This window comes from Nocardia aurea (assembly GCF_003123685.1).
Taxonomy (GTDB): domain Bacteria; phylum Actinomycetota; class Actinomycetes; order Mycobacteriales; family Mycobacteriaceae; genus Nocardia; species Nocardia aurea.
In genome coordinates this window covers 174,135-197,887 of record NZ_QCYJ01000085.1, presented here as the reverse complement: position 1 = coordinate 197,887, position 23,753 = coordinate 174,135, and the positions used below count along the sequence as shown (strand labels likewise).

The 23,753-nt window shown below is 68.1% G+C and carries 25 protein-coding genes; 2 read left to right on the top strand and 23 right to left on the bottom strand.

The annotated features are described in order from the left end of the window. Window positions 1-158 precede the first annotated feature (158 nt). The gene (locus tag DAT37_RS17615; protein ID WP_157978528.1) at window positions 159-1,187 is read left to right on the top strand and encodes an acyltransferase domain-containing protein; all 1,029 of its coding nucleotides are present in this window, start codon (window positions 159-161) and stop codon (window positions 1,185-1,187) included. Here DAT37_RS17615 and DAT37_RS17610 read toward each other — a convergent pair. The 20 genes from DAT37_RS17610 to DAT37_RS17515 all read right to left on the bottom strand — a co-directional run bounded on the left by DAT37_RS17610 (window position 1,171) and on the right by DAT37_RS17515 (window position 21,034). Continuing rightward, the gene (locus DAT37_RS17610; RefSeq protein WP_109525854.1) at window positions 1,171-2,571 is read right to left on the bottom strand and encodes a dihydrolipoamide acetyltransferase family protein; all 1,401 of its coding nucleotides are present in this window, start codon (window positions 2,569-2,571) and stop codon (window positions 1,171-1,173) included. The two genes, DAT37_RS17615 and DAT37_RS17610, sit on opposite strands and share 17 nt — an antisense overlap. A 10-nt stretch (window positions 2,572-2,581) precedes the next feature. Continuing rightward, entirely contained in the window at window positions 2,582-3,535 is a 954-nt protein-coding gene (locus DAT37_RS17605) for an alpha-ketoacid dehydrogenase subunit beta (protein ID WP_198654333.1), read from the bottom strand. 41 nt (window positions 3,536-3,576) lie between these two features. Continuing rightward, the gene (locus DAT37_RS17600) at window positions 3,577-4,530 is read right to left on the bottom strand and encodes a thiamine pyrophosphate-dependent enzyme (RefSeq protein WP_109525853.1); all 954 of its coding nucleotides are present in this window, start codon (window positions 4,528-4,530) and stop codon (window positions 3,577-3,579) included. A 140-nt stretch (window positions 4,531-4,670) separates the two neighbouring features. Then, window positions 4,671-5,453 (bottom strand): SDR family NAD(P)-dependent oxidoreductase, encoded by a 783-nt coding sequence (locus DAT37_RS17595; protein WP_109525852.1) that lies wholly within the window; start codon window positions 5,451-5,453, stop codon window positions 4,671-4,673. Between the two features lie 98 nt (window positions 5,454-5,551). After that, complete coding sequence (locus DAT37_RS17590; RefSeq protein ID WP_109525851.1) at window positions 5,552-6,406, bottom strand: SDR family oxidoreductase; 855 nt, start codon at window positions 6,404-6,406, stop codon at window positions 5,552-5,554. An 11-nt stretch (window positions 6,407-6,417) separates the two neighbouring features. Next, window positions 6,418-7,260 carry an AfsR/SARP family transcriptional regulator gene (locus DAT37_RS17585; protein ID WP_198654311.1) on the bottom strand — a complete coding sequence of 281 codons (843 nt, stop codon included), beginning with the start codon at window positions 7,258-7,260 and terminating at the stop codon, window positions 6,418-6,420. Between the two features lie 323 nt (window positions 7,261-7,583). Continuing rightward, entirely contained in the window at window positions 7,584-8,519 is a 936-nt protein-coding gene (locus DAT37_RS17580) for an MBL fold metallo-hydrolase (RefSeq protein WP_109526060.1), read from the bottom strand. A 66-nt stretch (window positions 8,520-8,585) separates the two neighbouring features. Continuing rightward, complete coding sequence (locus tag DAT37_RS17575; RefSeq protein WP_109525849.1) at window positions 8,586-9,476, bottom strand: glutathione S-transferase C-terminal domain-containing protein; 891 nt, start codon at window positions 9,474-9,476, stop codon at window positions 8,586-8,588. A gap of 5 nt (window positions 9,477-9,481) precedes the next feature. After that, entirely contained in the window at window positions 9,482-11,212 is a 1,731-nt protein-coding gene (locus DAT37_RS17570) for an ABC transporter ATP-binding protein (RefSeq protein WP_198654310.1), read from the bottom strand. Continuing rightward, the gene (locus DAT37_RS17565; RefSeq protein ID WP_109525847.1) at window positions 11,209-12,024 is read right to left on the bottom strand and encodes an ABC transporter permease; all 816 of its coding nucleotides are present in this window, start codon (window positions 12,022-12,024) and stop codon (window positions 11,209-11,211) included. Before DAT37_RS17565 ends, DAT37_RS17570 begins: the two co-directional genes overlap by 4 nt. Continuing rightward, a complete protein-coding gene (locus DAT37_RS17560) occupies window positions 12,011-13,000 on the bottom strand; it encodes an ABC transporter permease (protein WP_157978527.1) in 990 nt (329 codons plus the stop codon). The genes DAT37_RS17565 and DAT37_RS17560 overlap by 14 nt, the downstream gene beginning before the upstream one ends. Further along, the gene (locus DAT37_RS17555) at window positions 13,000-14,571 is read right to left on the bottom strand and encodes an ABC transporter substrate-binding protein (protein WP_109525845.1); all 1,572 of its coding nucleotides are present in this window, start codon (window positions 14,569-14,571) and stop codon (window positions 13,000-13,002) included. Before DAT37_RS17555 ends, DAT37_RS17560 begins: the two co-directional genes overlap by 1 nt. Further along, window positions 14,568-15,041: a nuclear transport factor 2 family protein gene (locus DAT37_RS17550; protein WP_157978526.1), complete on the bottom strand. Its 474-nt coding sequence runs from the start codon at window positions 15,039-15,041 to the stop codon at window positions 14,568-14,570. The genes DAT37_RS17555 and DAT37_RS17550 overlap by 4 nt, the downstream gene beginning before the upstream one ends. A gap of 38 nt (window positions 15,042-15,079) precedes the next feature. Beyond that, complete coding sequence (locus tag DAT37_RS17545) at window positions 15,080-16,039, bottom strand: aromatase/cyclase (RefSeq protein ID WP_109525843.1); 960 nt, start codon at window positions 16,037-16,039, stop codon at window positions 15,080-15,082. 36 nt (window positions 16,040-16,075) lie between these two features. Then, on the bottom strand, window positions 16,076-16,822 hold the full coding sequence (locus DAT37_RS17540; RefSeq protein ID WP_109525842.1) for an SDR family NAD(P)-dependent oxidoreductase: 747 nt from the start codon (window positions 16,820-16,822) through the stop codon (window positions 16,076-16,078). After that, window positions 16,819-17,043: a ferredoxin gene (locus DAT37_RS17535; RefSeq protein WP_109525841.1), complete on the bottom strand. Its 225-nt coding sequence runs from the start codon at window positions 17,041-17,043 to the stop codon at window positions 16,819-16,821. The genes DAT37_RS17540 and DAT37_RS17535 overlap by 4 nt, the downstream gene beginning before the upstream one ends. A 9-nt stretch (window positions 17,044-17,052) precedes the next feature. Continuing rightward, window positions 17,053-18,255: a cytochrome P450 gene (locus DAT37_RS17530; protein ID WP_109525840.1), complete on the bottom strand. Its 1,203-nt coding sequence runs from the start codon at window positions 18,253-18,255 to the stop codon at window positions 17,053-17,055. A gap of 34 nt (window positions 18,256-18,289) precedes the next feature. Further along, window positions 18,290-19,234, bottom strand: a complete 945-nt coding sequence (locus DAT37_RS17525) for an SRPBCC family protein (protein WP_109525839.1) — start codon at window positions 19,232-19,234, stop codon at window positions 18,290-18,292. Further along, window positions 19,231-20,727: an MFS transporter gene (locus DAT37_RS17520; RefSeq protein ID WP_109525838.1), complete on the bottom strand. Its 1,497-nt coding sequence runs from the start codon at window positions 20,725-20,727 to the stop codon at window positions 19,231-19,233. Before DAT37_RS17520 ends, DAT37_RS17525 begins: the two co-directional genes overlap by 4 nt. Window positions 20,728-20,767: 40 nt before the next feature. Next, a complete protein-coding gene (locus DAT37_RS17515; protein ID WP_109525837.1) occupies window positions 20,768-21,034 on the bottom strand; it encodes an acyl carrier protein in 267 nt (88 codons plus the stop codon). Between the two features lie 260 nt (window positions 21,035-21,294). Between DAT37_RS17515 and DAT37_RS17510 the strand changes: the two genes are divergently transcribed. Then, a complete protein-coding gene (locus DAT37_RS17510; RefSeq protein WP_109525836.1) occupies window positions 21,295-21,642 on the top strand; it encodes a winged helix-turn-helix transcriptional regulator in 348 nt (115 codons plus the stop codon). Between the two features lie 24 nt (window positions 21,643-21,666). Here DAT37_RS17510 and DAT37_RS17505 read toward each other — a convergent pair whose 3' ends face one another. The 3 genes from DAT37_RS17505 to DAT37_RS17495 all read right to left on the bottom strand — a co-directional run bounded on the left by DAT37_RS17505 (window position 21,667) and on the right by DAT37_RS17495 (window position 23,737). Then, window positions 21,667-21,846 (bottom strand): hypothetical protein, encoded by a 180-nt coding sequence (locus DAT37_RS17505; protein ID WP_157978525.1) that lies wholly within the window; start codon window positions 21,844-21,846, stop codon window positions 21,667-21,669. A gap of 116 nt (window positions 21,847-21,962) precedes the next feature. Then, entirely contained in the window at window positions 21,963-22,589 is a 627-nt protein-coding gene (locus tag DAT37_RS17500; protein WP_109525834.1) for a response regulator, read from the bottom strand. Next, entirely contained in the window at window positions 22,586-23,737 is a 1,152-nt protein-coding gene (locus tag DAT37_RS17495; RefSeq protein ID WP_109525833.1) for a sensor histidine kinase, read from the bottom strand. Before DAT37_RS17495 ends, DAT37_RS17500 begins: the two co-directional genes overlap by 4 nt. Window positions 23,738-23,753: the final 16 nt, after the last annotated feature.

Here is a 23,753-nt window from a genome sequence, read left to right as displayed (position 1 = left end):
TTGCCCTTGCGCCGATCATGGTCGAGGCCGATGGACGGCCACTGGAGAACCGGTCCAGGGGTCGGCTCGAGACAACCTCTACCGCGCGCCCAGGATGTGCGGGCACGGTCATGCGGATATGCCCGCGATCGGCGGGTCGAGTGCGAAGGACAGCGACCGTGACCGAGACGACAGACCGCCTGGACGAACCGAGGAAAGACGGTGCGAGCGCGCGCACCTCGCGACGGATCGTCGTCGTTCTCCCCGGGCAGGGTGTGCAGAAGGCCCGCATGGGGGTGGGGCTGCACGCGGCGCTCCCCGAATTCGCCGAACGCGTGGATCATGTTCTCGCGCACTGGGGAAGGGCGGGTGCGGAGATCCGCGCGGATTGGCTGGCCGAGACGCCCGTGATCGATATCGACGACATCCGCAGATCCCAGCCGCTGCTGTTCGCGATCGACTGGGCGCTCGGCCGCTTTCTGCTCGATCGGGGGATCGTCCCGGCGGCGCTGGTCGGCCACAGCGTCGGGGAGCTGGCCGCCTCGGTGCTGGCGGGAGTCCTGGATCTCGAAGACGCCGCCGCCATCATGACCGATCGACTGGTCCAGTTGGCCGACGCGCCGCCCGGCGCGATGCTCGCCGTCGCGGCGAAACCCGACGACGTGCGATTCTGCGCCGAATTCGGCGTCGACATCGGTGCCGTGAACGCCCCACGCCAAGTGGTGCTGGCCGGAGCGATCCCCGATATCGACCGCGCCGCGACCCGACTGGCCGAGGCGGGGATCAGCGCGCGGTTCGCGCGTTCGTCGGTCGCCTTCCACAGCGAACAGATCGGCGAACACGTCATGAGATCGGTTCCCGCACTGGAGCGCATCGTCTTCCGCGATCCCGCCCTGCCACTGTGGTCGGCCTACACCGGTGCGCCCCTGACGAGCGCGCAGGTACGCGATGTGCGCTTCTGGGCACGCCAGCCCGCCCTGCCCGTGCTCTTCTGGCCCACCCTCGAGCGGGTCCTCGACACGGCGGGTCCCGCCCTGGTGGTCGAGGCGGGTCCGGGCCGCAGTCTCACCACGGCCGCGCGCAGGCACCGCCGCGTCGCCGCGGGCGAATCGAGTACGGTCGCCCTGCTGCCGCACGCGGCGGGTTCACCGGAACAGGACCGCCGCGCATTCGACGACGCGCTGGATCTCATCAGCGCGGCGGCGTGACGCCGATCGGGATATGCCACAACGGGTCTCGCAGAATCGCCGCGATGCGGACGAGGGCCCTGGCGGCGGTGTCGCCGTCGATGAGCCGGTGATCGAAGCTCAGCGACAGCGGCACCGTCCACCGCGCGACCACCGCGTCATCGACCACCCGGGGTCGTTTGGCGATAGCGCCGACGCACAGGATCGCCGATTCTCCGCGATTGACGATCGGCGTCGCGGTGTCGATGCCGAGACTGCCCACATTCGAGATCGTGATCGTGCCACCTGTGAATTCGGCGGGCGTCAGTTTGCCCGCGCGAGCGCGGGCGACGACATCGCCGATCGCCTCGGCCAGTTCGATGATCGAAAGCCGCTGCGCATCCACGATATTGGGAACGAGCAGGCCGCGGTCGGTCGCAACGGCGATACCGAGGTTCACCGCGTGATACCGCGTGATCACCTCCGAGACCCCGTCCCAGGCGCTGTTGATCTCGGGAACCTCGATCGCCGCGATCGATACGGCAGCGGCGACCACGGCCGACGCCGTGACACCCGCGGGCCGGAATCGGGAATCGGCGCGGTATCGGTCGACCAGTTCGACGGTGCCGGTGGCATCGGATTCCAGGAATACGGTGGCGTGCGGCGCGGAGAAGAAACTCGCCGACACGGCCTCGGCGGTCGCCCGGCGCACCGGGCTCACCGGGTGGGTGCTGCCGGCGGGCACCGCGGTGTCACCGACATTCGGATCGGCCTGCTCGAGCCCAGCGGACGGCGGCCGTTCCCGACCGAGGCCGGGCTTGCCGCTCGTATGCCCGACACGCGCCGCCCGGTCCTGTCCGATCACCCCGCCCTCCTCCCGATCCGAAGCGGAGGAGGCACTCGAACCGCCGTCGTGACTCGATCGGTGTGCGGCGAGGTCTTCCTCGGTGATCCGGCCGTGCTGACCGGTCCCGGTGACCTCGGTGAGATCGATACCGAGCTCGCGGGCGAGTCTGCGCACATTCGGTTTGGCGAGCGATCCGTTCGACGAGCGCGTCGACGGCACCGTCGGTGATGGTGTCGACGACAGCTCCGCCGACGGCGAGGGTACCGATGGCGACAACTCGGACGACGGCGGCGTCGACGACTCGGACAGTGACGACTCGGACGGTGACGGCACGGAATCGGTGTGCGCGATGGTCAGCAGCGGCGCTCCCACCGGAACCGTCTCCCCCACTTCGGCTTCGAGCGCGACCACGACGCCGTCACACGGCGCCGGCACCTCGACGATCGCTTTCACGGTCTCTATCTCGAGCAAGGTCTGGTTGGTGTGCACCGGATCTCCCGGTGCGACCTTCCATTCGAGCACGACGGCGTCGGCGATTCCTTCGCCGACGTCGGCCAGTGCGACGACAGTGGTGGTCATCGGGTAACCCCTACCAGTTGAGCGACCGGCTGATCGCGTCGACGACGCGGGCCGGGTCGGGGAGGAATTCGTTCTCCAGGCGAGCGGGCGGATACGGCAGGTTGTACGCGCCGACTCGCAGGACCGGAGCCTCGAGGGAATAGAAGCATTCCTCGGAGACGCGTGCGGCGATCTCGCCGCCGAGACCGCCCGCGGTGTGTGCCTCGTGCACGATGACGACGCGGCCGGTCTTGCGCGCCGAATCGACAAGTGGCGCGTAGTCGATCGGCGCGAGTGAGCGCAGATCGATCACCTCGCACCGGGTTCCGGCGGCGTCGAGTTCCTCGGCGGCCGCCAGCGCGACGGCGAGCGCGCCGCCGTAGGCGATGATCGTGACCGCCTCACCCGCGCGTACCACCGCGGGGGCGAAGCGATCGTCGCCGCGATCGCCGATCGTGCCTTTGCGCCAGTACAGCCGTTTCGGTTCGAAGAACACCACCGGATCCTGGGAGGCGATCGCCTCCTGGATCATCCAGTACGCGTCGTCGGGCGTCGCACAGCTGACCACCCGCAGTCCGGCGGTGTGGGCGAAATACGCCTCGTTGGATTCGCTGTGATGTTCGACCGCGCCGATACCGCCGCCGGCCGGTATCCGGATGACCACGGGTGCGTGGAGCCGACCGAGTGTGCGTGCCCGCAATTTCGCGACCTGCGAGACGATCTGGTTGAACGCCGGGTAGACGAATCCGTCGAATTGGATCTCGCAGACAGGGCGGTAGCCGCGCAGCGACAGACCGAGGGCGGTGCCGATGATCCCGGATTCGGCGAGGGTGGTGTCGACGATCCGGTCGCTGCCGAACCGCCGTTGCAGACCTTCGGTGACCCGGAAGACGCCGCCGAGCGTGCCGACGTCCTGTCCCATCACCATCACCTTCGGGTCGTGTTCGAGCGCGCGCGCCAAACCCCGGTTGATCGCCTGCGACAGCGTGACTTCGGCGCCGATGTCGGGCGCGGCGATATCGGCGCTCACGACACCGCCACCGGGTGCCGTCGCAGGGACTGCGCCCGTTCACGCAACACGTCCGGGTCGGCATCGGCCAGGACATGGTCGAAGTAGGCCGCCAGGCTCGGCTCCGGAAGCGCAAGACATTGCTCGCGGGTGCGGGCCGCCGCGTCCCGCGCGTCGGCCGCCGCGGCGGCGAAGAATGTCTCGTCGGCCCAGTCTCGCTGTCGCAGCAGAGCTTCCACCCGATCGATCGGATCCCGGCTCGCCTGCTCGGAGACCTCGCCCTCGGGTCGGTAGCGCGACGGATCGTCGGCGGTGCTGTGTCCCGCGCGTCGGTAGGTGAGCGCTTCGACGAGCGCGGGCCCGCCGCCGGAGCGGATGTGGCGTAGCGCGCGCTCGGTCACCGCGCGTACGGCGAAGACATCGTTGCCGTCCACCGCGGCCGACCACAGCCCGTACGCCTGTGCTCGCACATGGACCGGGGAGGCGAACTGTTTGTCGTTCGGCGTGGAGATCGCCCACGCGTTGTTCTGGCAGAAGAACAGCACCGGGGCCGCGTTGACCGCGGCGATGTTGAACGCCTCCGCCGCGTCGCCCTCGCTGCTGGCGCCGTCACCGAAGTAGGCGAGGACCACGTCGGCGGCGCGATCGCGCTGGATGCCCATCGCGTAACCGGTGGCGTGCAGCAGCTGCGCGGCGAGCACCAGCGTGTAGATGTGGAAGTTGTGGTCGGCCGGATTCCAGCCGCTGTGTGCCACCCCGCGCCATTGGGCCAGGATCTGTCCGGGGCTCAGGCCGCGGGCCAAGGCGGCCGCGTGTTCGCGGTAGCTGGGGAAGACGTAGTCGCTCGCACGCAGTGCGCTGATCGAGCCGATCTGCGCGGCTTCCTGTCCGAGGCTGCGCAACCACAGCCCCAGTTCACCGCGCCGCTGTAGGTAGGTGGCCTCGTCGTCGACGGCGCGTGCCAGCGTCATCGCGCGGTAGTAGTTCCGCGCCGCGTCCGGGTCGATCGGGTGGTCATGTCGTCGGCGACCACGGCGCCGTCCGGCGCCACCAGTTGGAACGGTTGTCTCGAAATGGTTGTCACTGTCGCTCCCGTTCGCGCCGTCACCGGTCAGAAGTTGCCCAGTCCACCGCAGACATTGATCGCCTGGGCCGTGATCGACGCCGCGGGCTCGGACGCCAGATAGCCCACCAGCCCGGCGACTTCGGTCGGCGTCGAGTAGCGCCCGAGCGGGATGGTGGCGTTGAACTTGTCGAGCACCTGCTCCTCGGAGGTGCCCCACAATTGCGCGTAGCCGGTCCGAACCCGTTCCGCCATCGGGGTTTCCACGTATCCGGGGCATACGGCGTTCACCGTGATACCGGTCTGCGCCAGTTCCTTGCCCAGTGCCTTGGTGAACCCGACGACGCCGTGTTTGGAGGCGCTGTAGGGCGCCGCGAGCAGGACGCCCTGTTTGCCCGCCGTCGACGCGATATTGATGATGCGTCCCCAGCCCTTGCCCTCGAGGCCGCCCGCTGCCAGCACATGGCGGGTCAGACGGAAGACGCTGTTGAGATTGGTCTCGATGATGTCGTCCCACAGTTCGTTGGTGATCTGCGAGGTCTGTCCGCCGCCGTTGCGGCCCGCGTTGTTCACCAGGATCTCGATGTCGCCGAAAGTCGCTGTGGCAGTAGCGACCAGCGCTTCCAGTTGCTCGTCGGAGCGCACATCGGCGACGGCTCCGTCCACGTCGTGTCCCTCTTCGCGCAAACGCTCGACCGTTTTCTTCACCGCGTCCGCGGTGCGGGCCGCGATGAAGGTCCGGTGTCCCTGCCGCGCGAGTGCGGTCGCGATGGCGAGACCGATACCGCTCGTCGCTCCCGTGACCAATGCCGTCCGAGGTGTTTCGGGCATCACGCGCTCCTGCTCGTCGTTGGATCTACCGTCGACAACGACTCTCGCTCGAGCCGGTACAGGCACGCTCCAGTCGGACTCGCGGACCGCTGGACGGTCTAGTCGAAACGAGTTCTGTTGGCCAGGGCCCATTCTCGGAAAGTTCGTGCGGGACGGCCGAGCAGCGCGCTCACAGTGTCGTGCACGGTGGGGGTGATGGTGAGATAGCGTCGCTGCACCGGGATGTAGTTCTTCACGAATTCCGGCGGCTGGGTGCGCGACAGGATTTCGCGGGCCTCGTCCTCGCTCAGCCGGACGAATTCGATCTCGCAGCCGAGCACCTCGCCGAGGATGCGCACCTGGTCGGCGACCGTCACCACCTCCGGACCGGTCAGCGTGTAGGTCTTGTCTCGATGATCGTCGACGGGACTGTCGAAGACCAGGGCGGCCACGGCCGCGAGGTCCTCCGGGTCGAGCAGTGGAGCGGCCAGTTCGGGGAACAGCGCCTGGACGCGGTTGTGCGCGCGAATGGTCGGCGCCCAGCGCAGGGCGTTGGATGCCAGCCCGCCGGGGCGCAGGATGGTCGCCGGGATCTTCGACTCGGCGATATGTTGTTCAGCCAGAACGTGTTTGCGGTAGATCGGATTGTCGAATCCGTCGAATTCGGTGTTGACGACCGCTTTCGAGGACAGGAGTACGACCCGCCGCAATCCGCTGTGCGCCGCGGCCGCGTCGAGGAAGGCCGCCGCGCCGTCGTCGACGGTGAGCAGCAAGATCTCGTCGATGTCGGTGAGGGCCGCGGCGAGCGAACCGGCGTCGGTGAGGTCACCGGTGACGGTCTCGACGCGCGGATCGAGGCTGTGGCCGGGGGTGGTGTGCACCAGGACGCGGACCGTGTGCCCGCTGTCGAGCAATGTCGAGGGGAGGTGCCGTGCGGCATTGCCGGTGGCACCGGTGACGAGGATTCGTGACATAGGGTTGTTGCCTATCGTCGATCGTGAGACTGATACGCGAGGTCGAGGGAGATGCCGCCCGCCACCGTCGGTGTCTCGTAGAGGTATTCCGAACCGCGCAGCATCGCGTCGCGCAGGCGGCGGATCTTCAGCGAGGGTTCCAGGCCGAGTTCGTCGCGCACCCGGGTTTGCAGTTCCCGGTAGCGATCCAATGCGTCGGCCTGTCTGCCCGACCGGTAGAGGGCCAGCATGAGTTGGGCGAATATATTCTCGTTGAGCGAATATCGCGCCGACAGACTCGACAGCTCGCCGATCAATTGATGGTGACGGCCCAATCGGAGTTCGGCCTCGATGCGCTGTTCGATCGCGCCGAGCCTGCGTTCCTCGAGACCGCGCACATAGGTCTGGAGGGCGACCCCGGTCTGGATGTCGACCACGGCGTCACCGCGCCAGATATCGGCGGAGGAATTGAGCAGGCGAACGGCCTTGAGATCGTCGCCGGCCGCGGCCGCCTTCTCTCCCGCCCGCACCAGGCCGTCGAATCGGAAAGCGTCGACCGCGTGCGGTTCCACCCGCAGCATATAGCCGTAATCCTTGGTGATCAGGATGCTGCGCGCCGCCTCCAGCGAGCCGATCCCGGGCAGATCGCTCAGTGATTTGCGGATCTGGAGTACATAGGTCTGCAGGGTGGAGGCCGCCGTGGACGGCGGTCCGTCACCCCAGAGTTCCTCGACGCAGATTCCGGTGGTGACCACGCTGTTGGCGTTGAGAATGAAAAGCGCCAGGAGTTGTTTGGGTTTCGGCGCGCTCGGCAGTACCGAGCGACCGTGGAAACCGACGAACAAAGGACCGAGAACACTGTATTCGACAGACACGACTTGCATACCTTCGCGATTTCGGCGGCAGCGGAGCCGCATCGCGCGAAGTGCGTCACCGTCGGGAGACGGCACGGTGATCGAGCGATGGTCGGCTCCTGCGGGGCGCGGAATCCAGCACGTACACGACGGCGGCCCCCGGGCTACGTCGTGCGCGTCACTCCGCGACATCGGCCGGAACCGAGCGTGCCCCGGTAGCGAACGGGCGCGGCCGAGAACATCTCGCACGGTGTCGTCATCGCGGCCCTCCCTTCCGATCCCACTTCGAATGGTAAGTCTCATTCCGGGTCCTCACAACGCGAGCCGCGCGGGCGCCGTGCGCTCTAGGCCGCCGACCGGGGCACCTGTCCACCGTGGAAGGCGATCATGTCCGCGAAGGATCCGAGCACATCGATCGGCTGCCCAAGCGGCGGATCCGATTCCAGTTCCAGCAGGGCGCGGTGCAGATTCGACACCAGCCGTTCGGCCTCGCCCAGGGACCCGAATTCCGTTGTCGCGCTTGCCCGCGCGATCTCGAGCGCCGAGAGCCCCGCGGCGGCGCCCTCGCCCGCCGATCGCTGCACCCAGCGCAGGTAGCGGATGTTCTCGTCGATGACGTCCGGGCCGGAAACGGGCCCGTGGCCGGGCACGATGGTGACCGGATCCAGTGCGGCGACGGCCTCGAGCGCGCGGATCGTCCCGGCGACCGAACCCATCAGCGTGTACGGCGCGACTCCGGCCATGACGATATCGCCGCCGAACAGCACCCGCTGCTCGGGAAGCCACACCAACAGGTCTCCGGTGGTGTGGGCCGGACCGGGGTGGATCAACTCGACGCGGAGGTCGCCGACGTGCAGGACCGCGCCGTCGTCGACGGTCAGATCCGGTAGCCGCACCTCGATATCGCCCCAGTCCACCTCCGACCACAGGGTGGTCATGCCCAGGCCGGCGCGCTCGGCGTCGATCCTGGTGTTGGTGTGCGCGACGATCAGCGATCGGTCGAACACCACGTTGCCGAACGAATGGTCGCCGTGGAAATGAGTGTTGACCAACCATGTCGGCTGGGAGCCGCCGAGCAGCGCGCCGACGGTCGTCGCGAGCAAGGTGCTGCGGTATTCGGTGGCCGCCGTGTCCACGAGCACACTGTGGCGCGACGAGCGGATCAGGCCCGCGTTGTTCACACACCAGCCGCCGTCGGGCTGGATGTAGGCGAACACATCGGGAGCCACCTCCTCCAGCACCGGATCGACGATATGGGCGGGCGCGTGCGTGGGACTCATGTCAACAGCGTGACCGTGGACGGTCCAGCCACGGTCCACGATCGATCCAGCCCCCGAGCGGTCGGATCAGTCCCAGCGCGACGATCTGCCGCCGGGAACCACCAGGTGCTCGCGCAGGAACGCGAAGGCCACGGCGAAATTGCGGCGAATGATGTCGAAATCGGTCGTGGAGGAGAATTCGGGAATGGCGTAGAGGCCCCGCGCGTAGGCCCACAGGTGCGGGTAGCCGTCCGGGTAGAGGAAATTGGTCTCGAAGATCCCCGGATAGGCGCATTCGAAACGCACCAGCGAAACATAGAGTCGCACATCGGATTCGGTCAACACCTCACCGTTGAGATAGCGGCGATCGGCGAGCCGGTCGTTGAGCCGCCCCAGCGCGCGCAGCGAATCGGTGATCAGATCCCGATGATTGTCCTCACGCGCCTCGTGGCCGAGGATATGGATGACGCTGTGGACATTGTCGTAGAGCCATTCGTTGATCTCGTCGATCTCCGCGCGCAGGTCGGCCGGATACAGATCGATATCCTTGGTGGCCAATTCGTCGAAGTGGATCGCGAGGTCGCGGCTGATCGCGTCCGCGTCGTTGCTCACGATCACCCGATTGCGGGTATCCCACAGCGTGGGCACACCGGCCCGATGTCCCGGCTCCATGGCCTCCCAGACCGCCCGCAGCGCGGCGGGGTCGTCATCGGAATAGCTGATGTCCACGGCGCCTTCGAGGCCTTTGAGTTTTCTGGTGATGGCCGCGCGGTTGGACCACGAACAGCCCCAGCTGACGAACAGCCGGTAGCGTCCGGACTCGGCGGGGAAGGATTCGGTGCCGAGCCTGCCCTGGAAGCGGGCGGGTGGACGCACGATCGAGCCGTCGGGCCGTCGGAGCACTCCGGCGGCCGAATCCGGCATGTCACAGCTGGCCGCCGGTGCGGCGTCCTGCTCACGGAAGACGTTGGTCGGCATCGGTTCTACTCCTTCTCATCGGAGATCGTCACGGGCGCCGGGGTGGCGGCGACGAGCTCTCGGGTGTATTCGTGGCGGGGATCCGACAGCAGGGTCGCGGTCGTGCCCGATTCCACGACCAGGCCGTCGCGCAGGACGATGAGTCGATCGGTGAGATCGGCGGCGGCGCTCAGATCGTGGGTGATGAAGACGATGGCCAGACCGAGTTCGGTCCGCAGTTCGTCGAGCAGGTCGATGACCCGGCGTTTCGCCGAATTGTCGAGCGCGGAGACGGCTTCGTCGCAGATCAGTACCTCGGGATCGGTGGCGAGCGCTCTGGCGATCGCCACCCGCTGGCACTGTCCGCCCGACAGCTGTTCCGGGGTGTTGCCGAGCACCGATTCGGGCAGCCGGACCCGTTCGGCGAGTTCGGCGACCCGTCGTCTGCGCGCGGCGCGGTCACCGATCCCGAAGGCGCGCAACGGTTCTTCGATGGCTCGCCGCGCCGCGTAGCGCGGGTCGACCGAGGAGTACGGGTTCTGCGCGATCACCTGCACCGCGCGCCGGAACCGGCGACGCCCGGCACGGTCCAGCCCGCGCACGTCCTCGCCCCGGAAACGCACCACACCGCCGTCGGGCACTTCCAGGCCGGCCATCAGCCGACCGACGGTGCTCTTCCCCGCTCCCGAGCCACCGACCAGGCCCACCGCCGCACCGCGCACCAGATCCACCGAGACCTCGCGAACACCGGTGGGCCCGTGCACGCCGGGATAGAGCCTGCGCACCGACTCCAACCGGAGCAGATCCACGCTCGCGGTGGCCGTTTTTCGCGTCACCGCGACATCTTTCACGATATTCGTCGGCTCGACACGCTCCCGCGCCGCTCCGGATACGCGGCGGGCCGGGTTCGGGTCGACCACCTCCGTCGGCGCGGGCGACCGGTAGCGCACGCGCGCGGGCGCGATCGGCGCGATGGTTCGGATATCGCCGCGTGCCACGATCGTGCCGCCGTCGAGCAGTACCCCGCGGTGGGCACGCTGCGCGGCCAGCGCGAGGTCGTGGGTCACCATCAGTACGCCGACACGTTCGCGCTCGGCCAGTGCGGATATCCAGTCCATCACCCTGGCCTGGGCGAGCGTGTCCAACGCCGCGGAGGGTTCGTCGGCGATGAGCAGTGCCGGCCGGGCCGCCAGGGCCACGGCGATCAGGACGCGCTGCGCCATCCCGCCGGACAGTTCGTGCGGGTACCGACGCACGATGGCCGAAGGATCCTCGAACCCGACCTTTTCGAGCAGTTCCGCCACGCGCGCCCGCCGTTGCTCCCTGGACATCGAGCGCGCCTCGGCCACACCTTCGAGGATCTGCGGTCCCACCCGCAGTACCGGGTCCAGCGCGACGGCGCAGTCCTGCGGGATGAGCCCGACCCGGCTGCCGCGTACGGCACGCATCCGGCGACGGTCTCCGGGGTCGACGCGGGTCTGCCCGAAGGCGAGTTCGGTGGTCTCCACCGTGGCTGCGCGCGGCAGCAGTCCGAGTACCGCGTTGACGATGCTGGATTTGCCCGATCCGGATTCTCCGAGCAGGGCGACGATCTCGCCGGGCGCGACCGAGAGGTCGATATCGCGCACCGCCGCGACGCTGTTCGCGTATCGCACGGTGAGTCCGCGTACCAGCAGTGCCGGTGCGGGCTCGTCCTGGTGGTCCCCGCGTCGGATCTCGTCGCGGGGGTCGCGTACCGGTGCGGTGTGGGCGATCATATGCCCGCCTCCTCTGGCTGAAGGTAGGACGAGAGCATGTTCACCGCGACGACCACGATCGCGATCACCACGCCCGGCGCGATACTGAGCCACCATTCGGTGGAGACCGAACCGCGTCCGGCGGCGATCAACGCACCCCATTCCGGCGAGGGCGGCGCCGCGCCGAATCCGAGGAACGACAGGGCCGATATCCCGAGTACGGCGGCGGCGAATTCCAGTGCGGCCAGGGCCGCCACCGGCCTGGTGGCGTTCGGCAGCACGTGCAGCAGCAGCACCGCGGTGTGTCCGCGTCCCGACACCCGCGCGGCGGTCACATACGGCCGAGAGCCGATGCGCAGCACTTCGGCGCGCATCAACCTCGCGACGCTGCCGATACTCACGATTCCCACGGCGAGCGCCACATTGACGGTGCCGAAGCCGAAGGTCGTGATCAGGCTCATGGCCAGCAGGAACGACGGCACCGAGAGCAGCACGTCGACCACCCTGGTGATCACCTCCTCGACCGGGCCGCGGAAATACCCCGCGAGCAGTCCGAGCAGTCCACCGGCGAACAGCGCGATCACCACCGCAAGCAGGGCCGCGGGCACGGACGCAGCCGTGCCGTGCACGACCCGGGCGAACAGGTCGCGGCCGAGGCTGTCGGTGCCGAACCAGTGCGCGGCGCTCGGCGGGCGATAGGTCGCCTCGGGGTCGACCGTGTACGGGTCGTGGCGCGCGAAGACGCCGGGGGCCAGCACCCAGCCCGCGACGACCAGCAGCACACCGACGGCGACGATCATCCCCGCGCGGCCCGCTCTGTCAGGTGAGCGCATAGTCGCCACGCATCGTCGCTCGTGACCGGATCGCGCCACCGCTCGCGCGGATGCGCGGGTCGAGAGAGTGGTAGAGCAGATCGATCACCAGGTTCACGGTGACGATGAGCGCCGATCCGAGCACCGTCACCGCCAGCACGACGGGGGTGTCCTTGTCGACGATCGCGTCGGCGATGAGTTTGCCCATGCCGTGCCGGGAGAAGACGGTCTCGACGACCACCGATCCCGAGACGAGGCTGCCGATCAACATTCCGGTCATGGTCAGCGCGGGCAGTCCCGCGTTGCGGAGCAGGTGACCGAACATGATCCTGACCTCGCCGATTCCCTTGGCGCGCAACGTCCGTACGAAGGGCTGTCGCGACGTCGCTTCCAGGCTGCGGCCGAGGATCTGCCCGACCACGGCGGCGACCGGCACGGCCAAGGTCACCGCGGGCAGGACCACGGCACCGGGACCACGTCCTCCGATTCCGGGAAGCAGCCGCCATTCGAAGGCGACGAAATGGATCAGCAACAGCCCGATCAGGAACGTCGGTATCGAAATGCCCACGACCGGCGCGGTTTTCAGGAACCCGCCGATCCAGCGCTGTCGCACCAGTGTCGCGAGGACGGCGAGCAGCACCCCGACGGGTAGTCCGATGGCCAGCGCGACGCCCGCCAATTCCAGGGTGGCGGGCAGTGCTTCGGCCACGACGGCCCCGACGTTCTCGTTCGACCTGATCGAGAACCCGGGGTCGCCGTGCAGCAGGCCGAACGCGTAGTCCCGGTACTGCGCGAGCACCGACTCGTCGAGCCCGAGGTCGGCGCGTAGGGCCCGCACCTGTTCCGGGTCGAGCACGACGTTGTCGGCGCCGCTGCGACTGAGCTGGATCTGGACCGGATCCCCCGGCACGACCCGCAGCACGATGAAGGCGAGGGTGAAGGCGATCCAGATCGTCACGGCCGCGTGCGCGACGCGCGACAATACGAATCGGCCCATCACGGAGCCCATCTCGTGTCGTGGAAAGTACCGTCGATCGAGTACCCGTCGAGGCGGGAATCGGCGGCGACCAGCGATCCCGGCTCGTAGAGCGGAACGGCGAGCCCCCGTTGCAGGATCGTGCGCTGGATCTGCCCGACGGTCGCGCTGCGCTTATCCGGTTCGGCCTGCGCGGACTGCTGATCGAGCGCGGTGTTGAGCGGGTCGTCGGCCGCGATGCGGGCCCGGTTCTTGCCCGCCGCGGCGAAGACCGTGCGCAGCACATCGGGATCGCCCCGGTTCTGATTGAACACGAGCAGGTCGTAGTCACCGGCGTCCTGGGTCGGTGAGAGTTCGGCGACGGGCAGGCCGCGCAATCGCAGCTCGATACCGCTCTGGGCCCACTGCTGTTGCAGCAGTTCCAGCAGCGGACCGTTGACCTGGTCCACCGACGGATAGGTCACCGCGAGGCTGAGCCGCTGACCGTTCTTGACCCGGACCCCATCCGGGCCGGGCCGCCACCCCGCGCTGTCGAGCAGGCCGGCGGCCCGGTTCCGGTCGAAGGCGAGTTCGTCGCCCAGTTCCAGATAACCCGGAGTGTTGGCGGCGAGAATACTGGTCGCGAACGGTGCCCCGCCCGCGAGCGCGGTGCCGACCAACTGCCGTCGATCGGTCGCCGCGATGAGTGCGCGGCGAACCGTGTCGTCGGTCAAGGGACCCCGCGTGGTGTTCGGGGTGATGGTGTAGACGATTCCGGGTGACTGGATGCGCGTGGTCGTGTACCGGTCCCCGGCGAGGCTGTCGATCTGTCGTTGGGAGATGCCGGTGGCCGCGTCGACCGTTCCGGAGGACAGGGCGTCGAACTGCACGCCCGGTTCCTTGACCAGCTGGAAATCGATCCGTGCCAGCGCGGCCGCGCCCGGCTGCCATGGCGCGGCGCCCCACCGGTAGTCCTCACGCCGTACCAGCGAGACCCGCTCTTTGGCCTGGATCGACTGCAGCGTGAAAGGTCCCGTGCCAGCGAACTTTCCGGCGCAGCGCTCTTGCGGTCCGAGACTCCACGCCGCCGCCGATATCGGCGCGAGCGCGGTGGTCGAGGTCGCCTGGACGAAGGAACTCTTCGGGGTGGAGAACCGCACGGACACCGTGTCGAGGCTCTTCACCACCGATTCCACATAGCCCGCGAGCAGGCTGTTCGCCGTCGCCGCCTGCGCGCCGAGTCCGACGATCCCGTCCCAGGTGGTCTTGACCGCCGCGGCGTCGAAAGGTGTTCCGTCACTGAATGTCACATCGGTGCGCAGCACGAAGGTGAATTCGGTCGCGGTGTCGTTGCCGGACCAGGAGCGGGCCAGCCAGGGGTGCAGCGATCCGTCGGCGGGATTCTGGTAGACCAGTGAGTCGACCAGGGGCCGGACGAACGGGCTCGCGTTCGCGGTGAGGTTCTGCGCGGGATCGATGCAGTCGGCGGTGTTGGCCGTCGCGATGGTGAGCGTGTCCTTGCCCGACGCGGAATCCGTTCCCGCACAACCGGCGGCGAGGGTGCACAGCAATGTCGCGGCGAGCATCGCTCGCGCGGCTTCGGTGGATCTCATCGGCGCGCGGACCGCCGGATCGCGGGATCGAGATCGTCGCGGATCACCTGGCGGTCGGCCACCGACAGGGTGCCGTCGGCATTGCGGCGCAGTTCGTCCTCGACCAGGACGCTCGGCAGGAAACGCACGGCCCCTTCGCGATCCACGAGAGAGGTCAACGCGTAGTAGCTGACCAGCACGACGTCCTCGGAAGGACCCGGTTCGACCACGAACTGGTCGAACCAGTGCCGATGGGTCGCCTCGGCGTGCGCGGCCGCGGTCGCCCTGGTGGCCTCGGCGATGGCCTCGCGTCCACGCAGCGCGTCCTGGCGCGAGGCGTGCCGCAGTACTCCGTCCTCGGTGAACGTCGCCGCGAAACCCTCGGCGTCGACATCGTCGAGCAATCGGGCCTGCCCGGCCAGGAAACTCTGCACCTGCACATAGGTCTGGACGTCTCGCCCGATGATGCTCGGGTCATTGGTGATGGTCACTGTGGTCCTCCATGAGATATGTTCGGCTGCCGCCGGTGTCACGCGAGCGAGCGCTCGGCTTCGGTGAATGCCCGCGCGGCTTGCAATGTCGCGACGCTGTTACCGCCCAGGGCCGCGCGCACCCGCTGTTCGACGTCCTCGCGATCGGTCGCGCCCAGCCGCGCGCGCAGTCGTTCCAGGTCGAGCTGGACGTGGTGGTGCGAGGTGGCCACCGTCGTGTCGCCGTTCTCCTCCAACGTCCACTTGCCGTGGTGGGCGAGGAATCCGTCCGGGACGACGGTCTGTTTGTAGGCCAATTCGAAGCGATCGGTCACCACGCGGTAGGAGCGGGTGGTGTGGGCCTCGCCCGCGCTGTTCACGGTGTCCATCTCCAGGATCTGCGCGTCGTCGACGGAGGACAGCGCCACGCGCGACACGTGGGGCAGCCGCTCGGGCCACAGATCGGCCCGGTACAGGAAATCGAAGATCGGTTGCGCGGGTGAGGCGATGGCGACGGTGTCGGAGAACGCGAGGGAGACCAGGGAACCGTCGCTCCTGCCGACCGCGGTCGCCGCGACCGCCGCGAGTTCGGCGTCGCTGTTCGCGTCGAGGGCGCGCTGTATCCAGGCCACCGAGTCGGGATCGTCACCGACCGCGCTGAACCGGTGGTCGAGGGTCAGCGTCGAGGTGCCGTCCCCGGTGGAGTCGACCCGCCACGTCCCCGACATCGAGGCGACGGGCGCGGCGGAGACGAGTTGCCGGAAGGTCACCGTGTGGTTCCGGGCGTCGAGCTCACGCCGCGACCGCCACGTCTTGACCGTGTCCTGCGCCGTGGCCCAGATGTCGAGCGATTCGGTGCCGTCCGGGCCTGGTTCGCGCCGCACGTGGACCGTGGGCGGGAAGATGATCGGCCAACTCTGCGCGTCGGCGATCACCTCGTAGATGTGATCGGCCGACGCCGCGACCTCGACGCTGTGCCGTGTCGTGTATTCGGCCGGGCCGGAACCTGATTCGGACATGACTTCTCCTGGAGCTGGTGATTTCGAGAGTGCGCGTCAGCGCAGGTGTACGCCGCCGTCGACCAGGAGCACGGTCCCCGTCGAGTACGCGGACCCGGCCAGGCCGAGTACCGCTTCGGCGACATCGCCCGGCTCGCCGATCCGGCGCAGCGGGGCGATGGCGCTCACCTGTGCACGCGGGCCGGTGAGAGCGGTGGTGAATTCGGTGTCGATGAGTCCGGGAGCCACCGCGTTGACACGGATATCGGGCCCGAGCGTGGCGGCGAGCAGCCGGGTGAGATGTTCGATCGCGGCCTTGCTCACCGCGTACGGAATCGAACTGCCCGCGGGTCTGCTCGCGGCGATGGAGGAGATATTGACGATCTGTCCGTGCGGCGATTTACGCAGGTGTTCCACTGCGGCGACGGTCAGTCGCCAGGTGCCGAAGACGTTGACCTCGAAGATATCCCGCCAGACCTCCACCGAGGCGCCGGCGAGATCATCGTGCGGGATCTGCCTGGTCACGCCCGCGTTGTTCACCAGGACATCGAGTCCACCGAATTCGGCGACGACCCGGTTGATCAGATCGCCCGCTTCGGTCTCGTCGCTGATATCGGCCCGGAAGTAGAGCGCGCCGGGAATATCGGAGGCGACCTTCTCCCCCGCGTCCACCGAATTGGCGGAATTCACCGCGACCCGGTAACCGGCCCGCCCGAAGCGCCTCGCGATCTCGGCGCCGATTCCCGACGACGATCCGGTGACCAGGACGACGGACTGGTCCGCGTGTTCTGTCCTACTGCTCATTTTCCATTCCTTTCACCCGTGGTCGCGAATTCGATCGCGGCCACCGGGCACGAATCACGCACCTCGACCAGGCGGGCGCGCACTGCCGGATCAGCCGAATTCACCTCGGCGTCGACCACGACGACAGTGCCGCTGTCCTCGTCCTGCGCGAAATGTCGCGGCAGCAGCCGGGCACACTGGCCCGAACCGATGCACAGTCCCGGGTCGGCGTCGATGTACACGGCATCGCCTCACCACGTCACCCGCAGGCTGTGCAGCCCGTAGACGGATTTCTCCGGACCGAAGGTCTGGTCGCCGGTGAGTCGCAGCGTCGGGATCCGGTCGAAGAGTCTGGTCAGCGCGATCTCGAGTTCCTTGCGCGCCAGTGGCTGGCCCAGGCACTGATGGATGCCGAAGCCGAACGCGAGATGGCGGTTGGGCTCCCTGCGGATATCGAACCGTTGCGGCTCGGCGAAGGTCGAACCGTCCCAGTTGGCCGCGGTCACCGAGGCGATGACACCCTCGCCGCGCCGGATCAGGGTGTCGCCGATCCGCACATCCTCCAGCGCGACCCGGGGCACGCCGGTGTGCACGATCGACAGGAACCGCAGGAGTTCCTCCACGACCTTTCCGATCAGTTCCGGATCCGCGCGCAGTAACGCGTGCTGATCCGGATGGCGCAGCAGCGTGTAGACACCGAGGCCGATCATGTTCGCGGTCGTCTCGTGCCCGGCGATCAGCAGCAGCAGGGCCGAACTCTTCAGATCCTCTCGGTGCAGCTCACCGGAGGACTCGCGTTCGAGCACCAATCGTGAGAGCACATCGTCGCCGGGGTCCTCCCGTTTGCGGTCGGCCAGTTCGCCGAGATATTCGCGCAACTCCACGACCGCGCGCGCACTCTCCTCCAGGGTGAATTCCGAGCTGAGCATCCGGCGCCCCCGCTCCTGGAAGTACTCGTGGTCGCTGTAGGGCACGCCCAGCAATTCGGCGATTACCGCGGAAGGAATCGGCAGTGCGAAATTCGCGATGAGATCGGCCGGTTGTCCCGCGGCCAGCAACTGTTCGATGAAGCGGTCGACGATCGATTCGATGGCGGGGCGCAGCCCGTCGATCCGTTTGACGATGAATTCCCGGCTCAGCATCCGGCGTAGTCGGTCGTGCTCGGGCGGATCGAGCCGGAGGAAGGGAATGTGTTTCTGTCCCACGCTGGCTCGCAACGCGGCGGAGACGAAAGGGAATCCGGGATTGCGGGCGTCGGCGCTGAACCGGTGATCCGACAGCGTCGCCTTCACGTCCTCGTACCGGGTGAGCAACCATGCCTCGGCGCCGTTGTAGAGCGTGATGCGGGCGGCGGGCGAATTGCCGCGCAGCAGTTCGTATTCCCGCGGTGGCGTCAGGTCGTCGGCACGGTCGAACGGGAACGCGGGTATCTGGGTCTGCGTGTCTACTGGCAAGGCTCGAACCTTCCTTCGTTGAGCGAGGTGGTGGTCACGATGTGCCGAGCCGATCCCACGACAGCGCGGGATCGTGTGACCGCAAACGGTTCTCGGCGAACGATTTCGCGGCGTCGAGGGTGTCGAGACTGTGCTTTCCCAGGGCGGAGCGGACCAGGCGGGTGGCCGCCTCGACGGTCGCGTCGGCGCCGAGTACCTGCCGCACCCCGGCCGGGTCGAGCGCGATGGTGTGACGTCCGGTGATCGTGACCGAATCGGCGTGCTGTTCGACCGACCACTGTCCGAGGTGCGCGCGAGCGATCGGCGGCACCGTCAACGGCTTGTACACCACCCGCGCCTGCCCGAGGCAGAGGCGGATCGACGGGATACGGTGCCGGGTTCCGTCGTCACCGAGCACCGTCGTCGACACGGTCTGCACGCCGTCGTCGTCCTCGTCGTAGTCGACTTCGTGGACGTGGGCGATGCCGCCGGGCCACAACTCCAGCCTGCGCAGGAATTCGAAGACGTCGGCGACCGATCCGTGGGTGCGCACCACGTCCTCGAAGGTGTACACCCACGCGCCTGGCCCGCCGGGCAGGGCGGCGGACTCCGCCAGCTCGGTCAGGATCCGGCGAACCACGATCTCGAGGGAAGCTGTTGTGCCGGTGACGGTTCCGTTCGACGCTGTGGTCTCGATATCGACCGCGCCCGCGAGGTCGTCGCGGTAGCGCACGACGGTGGCCGGACCATCCGCGCCCGCGCGGAACACCAGGGCCGTCGGCACCTCGGACGTCCGGCGTTCCAGGACGACCGAGCGGACGGATCGATCCTGCTCCAGCCACAGTTCGAATGTCTCGACATCGTCGGTGGCGGCGAGCGCCCTGGTGTGGATCACCGGACCGGCGAACAACGGCCAGGAATGCACATCGGCCAGGATCCGGTCCACGGGCCGTGCGACCGATCCGGCGGTCGCGGCGGGGTGGGAGGGCAGTGCGGTCATCGTCGACTCTTTTCTCCTTGTGGACGATTCGTCGTTGTGGGCTGTCCCCCGGCTCGTCCGGGCAGCAGGGTCGCGCTGATCACGGCGCCGACCAGGATCACCGCCGCGACGCCGAACGCGGTGGCGTATCCCTCGGTCACCTCGGCCCCGGTCGGTGCGCCCGCGTCGTCGGTGCGCGCGGCGGCGACGATGGTCAGGACGGCCAGTCCCACCGAGCCGCCCAATTGCCTGGTGGCGTTGGCGAGGCCGGACACCACCCCGGCGTCCTGCGGGGCGACCCCGCCGATCGCCGTCGCCGCGGTGGGTGCGAGTGCGAGACCGATGCCGAGGAACACCACGACTCCCGGCGCGATCACCGCCCAGCCGATGGAGGAATCCGATCCGAGCAGGGTCAGTGCGGCGAACGCGGCGGCCGAGAGCCCCGCTCCGCCGATGATCACCGGCCGTGCGGGTATGCCCCGCTTCAACAGTTTGGCCGCGGACTGGGCCCCGATCACGGTGGTCACCGCGAACGGGACGAAGACCAGCCCCGCCTCCAGCGCCGAAAGTCCGCGCACCCCTTGCAGATACAGCGAGACGAAATACAGCACCGAGAAGAAACCCGCGCCGAGCAGGAACATGGTGAGATTGGCGACCGCGACGGCGCGCTGCCGCACGATCCGCAACGGAAGCAGCGGATGCTCGGCGATTCGTGCCTCGACCACCACGAATCCGAGCAGCAACACGATGCCGATCACCGTCGCGATGGCCGCGACGGCGTCGAAGCCCGCCGCCTTGCCGAATTCGACCAGGCCGTAGACCAGCGCGATGAAACCCGCCGTCACGGTGAGGCTGCCGAGGACGTCCAGCCCGCCCTGTGGTCGGGTGTCGTCCTTGCGCAGGTAGATCAGCGCGAGGACCGCGAGCACCAGCCCCACGGGCACATTGACCAGCAGTACCCAACGCCAGGAGAGGAATTCGGTCAGCAGACCGCCGAGTACGGCGCCGATCGCGCCGCCGACCGCGCCCATCATCGTCCAGGTCGCGATGGCCTGGGTGCGCTTGGGACCTTCCTCGAAGGTGGCGGTGAGGATGGCCAGGGTCGACGGCGCCAGTACCGCGCCACCGATGCCCTGCACCGTCCGAGCGACCACCAGCCAGACCGCGTTCGTCGCGAGCCCACCCGCCAGGCTCGCGAGAGTGAAGGCGGCCAGGCTGAGAACGAAAACCCTTCTCCGCCCGAACAGATCCGACGCGCGTCCCCCGATCAGCATGAATCCGGCGAAGGTCAGCGTGTAGGCGGTGACCACCCACTGCAGATCCTGTTCGGCGAAGCCGAGCGAGGTTCTGATGCCCGGCAGCGCGACGTTGACGATGGACACGTCGAGCACGACGATCAATTGCCCCGTGCAAGCCAGCGCGACCAGGATCCATTCCCTGGTGCGTGCCACGGCGGCCGCGGGTGGGGACACACCGGCGGATTCGGCGGTCGCTTTGTCGATTCTGTTCGTCATATCCGTTTCCCGATCGTGTCGTGGCGCTGCGCCGCGGCGTTCAGGCTCCGGCAGCGGCGCTCAGCCCGTTCTGAAGGTGGGTGAGTAATTGACGTGGGGTGGTGATGTTCTCGAGTTCGTCGTCGGACAACTTGACGCCGTACCGGCGCGAGATGACCGCGGCGGCCTCGAGCAGGGCGAGCGAGTCGTAGCCCAGATCGGCGAAATCGGCATCGAGCACGTCGCCCTCCAGATCCACCGATTCGTCCTCACCCGCGGCTTCTCGCAGGATGTCCTTCAATTCCGTGACGCCGACCTGCACGCTCATGATTGGCTCCTCCGCTTGTTCTCCGATCCGGTGATCGGAACAAGCCGAGCCTGACATCAGTCGCTGGACGTTCCCTGGAATCGCGCTGTAGCCGGACGAGCGGACGAGCGGCGACAGCGGCCGAGGTATCCCGGAACCGGTCGCGGAGCGGCGCGGAGACGGTCGGCTGGGCTATCCATACGACCAATGATGGGTGAGAAACAGTGGATTGGTAAGATGCCACTTTGAAGTGGGTTGCTAACCAGAAGAAAGTTTGCAGTATGTCGACCGAATCCCAGGCCCTGCTCCGTCGTGACTGCCCCGGTCGCGTACTCCTCGATCACATCACCGGCAAATGGGGAATCCTGGTGCTGACCTCGTTGACCGAGGGCCCGCTGCGCTTTCACCAACTGCGCGCCGGCATCGAAGGCGTCAGCGACAAGATGCTCACCCAGACCTTGCGCACCTTCGCGAGCGACGGATTGGTCGAGCGCACCGTCCTGCCGACCGCTCCCCCGTCGGTCGTGTACGAGCTGACCGAACTCGGCGCCGAGGCCGCCCGGGAACTCGAACCGTTCCTGCGCTGCGTGCGCGCCACCGCGAGTGCGGGCGTCGCCGTCCGGGTATAGCCCGAAAGCCCCCGGCGCTGTTCGCTATCCGAGCAGCCCGAGCGGACGAATCACCGCGAGACTGACACCGAGTCCGGCGATGACCACCGGCCCGATGAAGTGCACGACCGTCGCCCCCAGCCCGACCAGGATCGACACGACCCGTGGCCGCGATGTCGCGCTGTGCCGTGCCCGGCCGGGACGGGCACGATGCGTCGTCTTCACCGTCATACGTTTCGCTTACCCGACCGATGGTCGGTCAACCGCACCTGCTCCCGTTGTCCGGCAATCGTCATCCACCCGACCGATCCGAGGCTACGTGCGCGACGCGGAGCAACCTCTCACAGCAGCCCACGCCGGTGGGCGTAGATCGCGGCCTGGGTGCGGTCGCGGACGCCGAGGCGGTTGAGAATGCTGGAGACGTGGTTCTTCACGGTGCCTTCGCTCAGGTAGAGGGAGCGCGCGATTTCCCGATTGGCCGCACCGGCCGCGACCAGGCGCAGGACATCGGTTTCCCGGTCGGTCAGTTCGATCGGCGGCGCGGTGGTGCGCAGGCGGACCAGTGCGGCGAGGCGGGCGGCGACGGTGGCGGAGTACTGGTCGACGCCCGCGTGGGCGAGATGGATGGCCCTGGCGAGTTCGGGCGCGGGCAGATCCTTGAGCAGATAGCCGGACGCTCCCGCGTGCAGGGCTCGGACCAGGTATTCCTCGTCGTCGAAGGTCGTCAGCATCAGCACGGTCGTCTCCTCGCGCAGCACGGCGGCGGCTTCGACACCGTCGATCCCCGGCATGCGGATATCCATCAGCACCACGTCGGGTGCGAGTTCACGCGTGAGTTCTATGGCGGTGGCGCCGTTCTCGGCCGTGGCGACGACCTCGATCCCCGGCTGGAGGGCCAGCAGCGCGGCGATACCTTCTCGGACGAGGCGTTCGTCGTCGGCGATGAGAACGCGCAGGATGGTCGTCACGGTGCCGAGACCGACGCCAGCAGACGGGTTCCGGTGGGCCCGCTGGTGATGGTCAGTCGGCCGCCGACCAGACCGAGTCGTTCGCGCATACCGCGCAGACCGTGTCCTTCGGCGGCATCCGGCCGCAGACCTCGCCCGTTGTCGCTGATGTCGAGGGTGGGCGCGGTCAGGTCGACCTCGACGGTGACCGTGTCCGCGCCGGAGTGGCGGCGCGCGTTGGTCAATGCCTCCTGCGTGACGAGATACAGGGCCAGGCGCACGGATTCGCCGACCCGGTGTTCGTCGCCGGAGAGTCGCAGTGTCACGGTGAAATCGGTGTCACGCAGTCGGGCGATCAAGGCTCGCAGGGCGGTGGCGAGGGTGAATCCGTCGGTGTCGTCGTGCAGTGCGCTCACCGCCCGACGCACCTGTTCCAGCGCCTGTCTGGCCGAGTCGCGGCCGTCGGTGAGCGCCCGGTCGGCGGTGTCGGGTTCGAGCGTGCGGTAGGCGGCGGCCTTCTCCAATTGGATCGCGGTGACCACGAGGTGGTGGCCGACGGTGTCGTGGATATCGCGGGCGAGGCGGGTGCGTTCGGCGACCGTCGCCAGCGTGACGGCCTGGTCGGCGTACTCCGCCAATCGGGCATTGGCGTCGGACAATTCGACGAGCAGCGATTCGGCCCTGCGTCGGCCCGCTTCCTCGCGGCCCGCGATCACGGCGAGGGTGAGCGCGAAACCGATACCGACGGCGAACATCAGCAGATCGGGAACCGCCTCGGGATCGCCACCGAACCCCGGCCCCGCCGCGACCAGCACAGCGGCGAGAACCACCTCGGCCGCGCCGAGCCCGTAGGCGATGCGATGGCCGAGCGTGAAATAGGCGGTCAGCGGGATCAGGACGAACAACAGTTTCGCGTTACCCGCGCAATCGAGCGCGGTGACGACGGCGAACAGCATCGCGCGGGCGGTCAGTGTCACGACGGCGTGGCTCGCGGTGATCGCCATGCGCGATTCCACGAATTCGAGTGCGCACGCGACCGCGAGTCCGCAGGTGAAACCCCACAGACCGAGCGCGTCGCACTCTCCCGACGCGGCGACGACGAGCCCGGCGACCAGCACGGACAGGTAGAGGAACCACGCCACCCACGTCAGTGCTCGGGGACGGATCATCCCCCGAGCGTAGAGC

What these genes read in the sequence shown, in the direction of transcription:
- DAT37_RS17600 (WP_109525853.1), bottom strand. Translation starts at nt 4,530, where the DNA reads ATGACGCTGGCACGCGCCGTCGACGACGAGGCCACCTACCTACAGCGG.
- DAT37_RS17520 (WP_109525838.1), bottom strand. Translation starts at nt 20,727, where the DNA reads ATGACGAACAGAATCGACAAAGCGACCGCCGAATCCGCCGGTGTGTCC.
- DAT37_RS17610 (WP_109525854.1), bottom strand. Translation starts at nt 2,571, where the DNA reads ATGACCACCACTGTCGTCGCACTGGCCGACGTCGGCGAAGGAATCGCC.
- DAT37_RS17580 (WP_109526060.1), bottom strand. Translation starts at nt 8,519, where the DNA reads ATGAGTCCCACGCACGCGCCCGCCCATATCGTCGATCCGGTGCTGGAG.
- DAT37_RS17565 (WP_109525847.1), bottom strand. Translation starts at nt 12,024, where the DNA reads ATGCGCTCACCTGACAGAGCGGGCCGCGCGGGGATGATCGTCGCCGTC.
- DAT37_RS17555 (WP_109525845.1), bottom strand. Translation starts at nt 14,571, where the DNA reads ATGAGATCCACCGAAGCCGCGCGAGCGATGCTCGCCGCGACATTGCTG.
- DAT37_RS17590 (WP_109525851.1), bottom strand. Translation starts at nt 6,406, where the DNA reads ATGTCACGAATCCTCGTCACCGGTGCCACCGGCAATGCCGCACGGCAC.
- DAT37_RS17595 (WP_109525852.1), bottom strand. Translation starts at nt 5,453, where the DNA reads ATGCCCGAAACACCTCGGACGGCATTGGTCACGGGAGCGACGAGCGGT.
- DAT37_RS17525 (WP_109525839.1), bottom strand. Translation starts at nt 19,234, where the DNA reads ATGACCGCACTGCCCTCCCACCCCGCCGCGACCGCCGGATCGGTCGCA.
- DAT37_RS17560 (WP_157978527.1), bottom strand. Translation starts at nt 13,000, where the DNA reads ATGGGCCGATTCGTATTGTCGCGCGTCGCGCACGCGGCCGTGACGATC.
- DAT37_RS17510 (WP_109525836.1), top strand. Translation starts at nt 21,295, where the DNA reads ATGTCGACCGAATCCCAGGCCCTGCTCCGTCGTGACTGCCCCGGTCGC.
- DAT37_RS17515 (WP_109525837.1), bottom strand. Translation starts at nt 21,034, where the DNA reads ATGAGCGTGCAGGTCGGCGTCACGGAATTGAAGGACATCCTGCGAGAA.
- DAT37_RS17545 (WP_109525843.1), bottom strand. Translation starts at nt 16,039, where the DNA reads ATGTCCGAATCAGGTTCCGGCCCGGCCGAATACACGACACGGCACAGC.
- DAT37_RS17570 (WP_198654310.1), bottom strand. Translation starts at nt 11,212, where the DNA reads ATGATCGCCCACACCGCACCGGTACGCGACCCCCGCGACGAGATCCGA.
- DAT37_RS17540 (WP_109525842.1), bottom strand. Translation starts at nt 16,822, where the DNA reads ATGAGCAGTAGGACAGAACACGCGGACCAGTCCGTCGTCCTGGTCACC.
- DAT37_RS17495 (WP_109525833.1), bottom strand. Translation starts at nt 23,737, where the DNA reads ATGATCCGTCCCCGAGCACTGACGTGGGTGGCGTGGTTCCTCTACCTG.
- DAT37_RS17575 (WP_109525849.1), bottom strand. Translation starts at nt 9,476, where the DNA reads ATGCCGACCAACGTCTTCCGTGAGCAGGACGCCGCACCGGCGGCCAGC.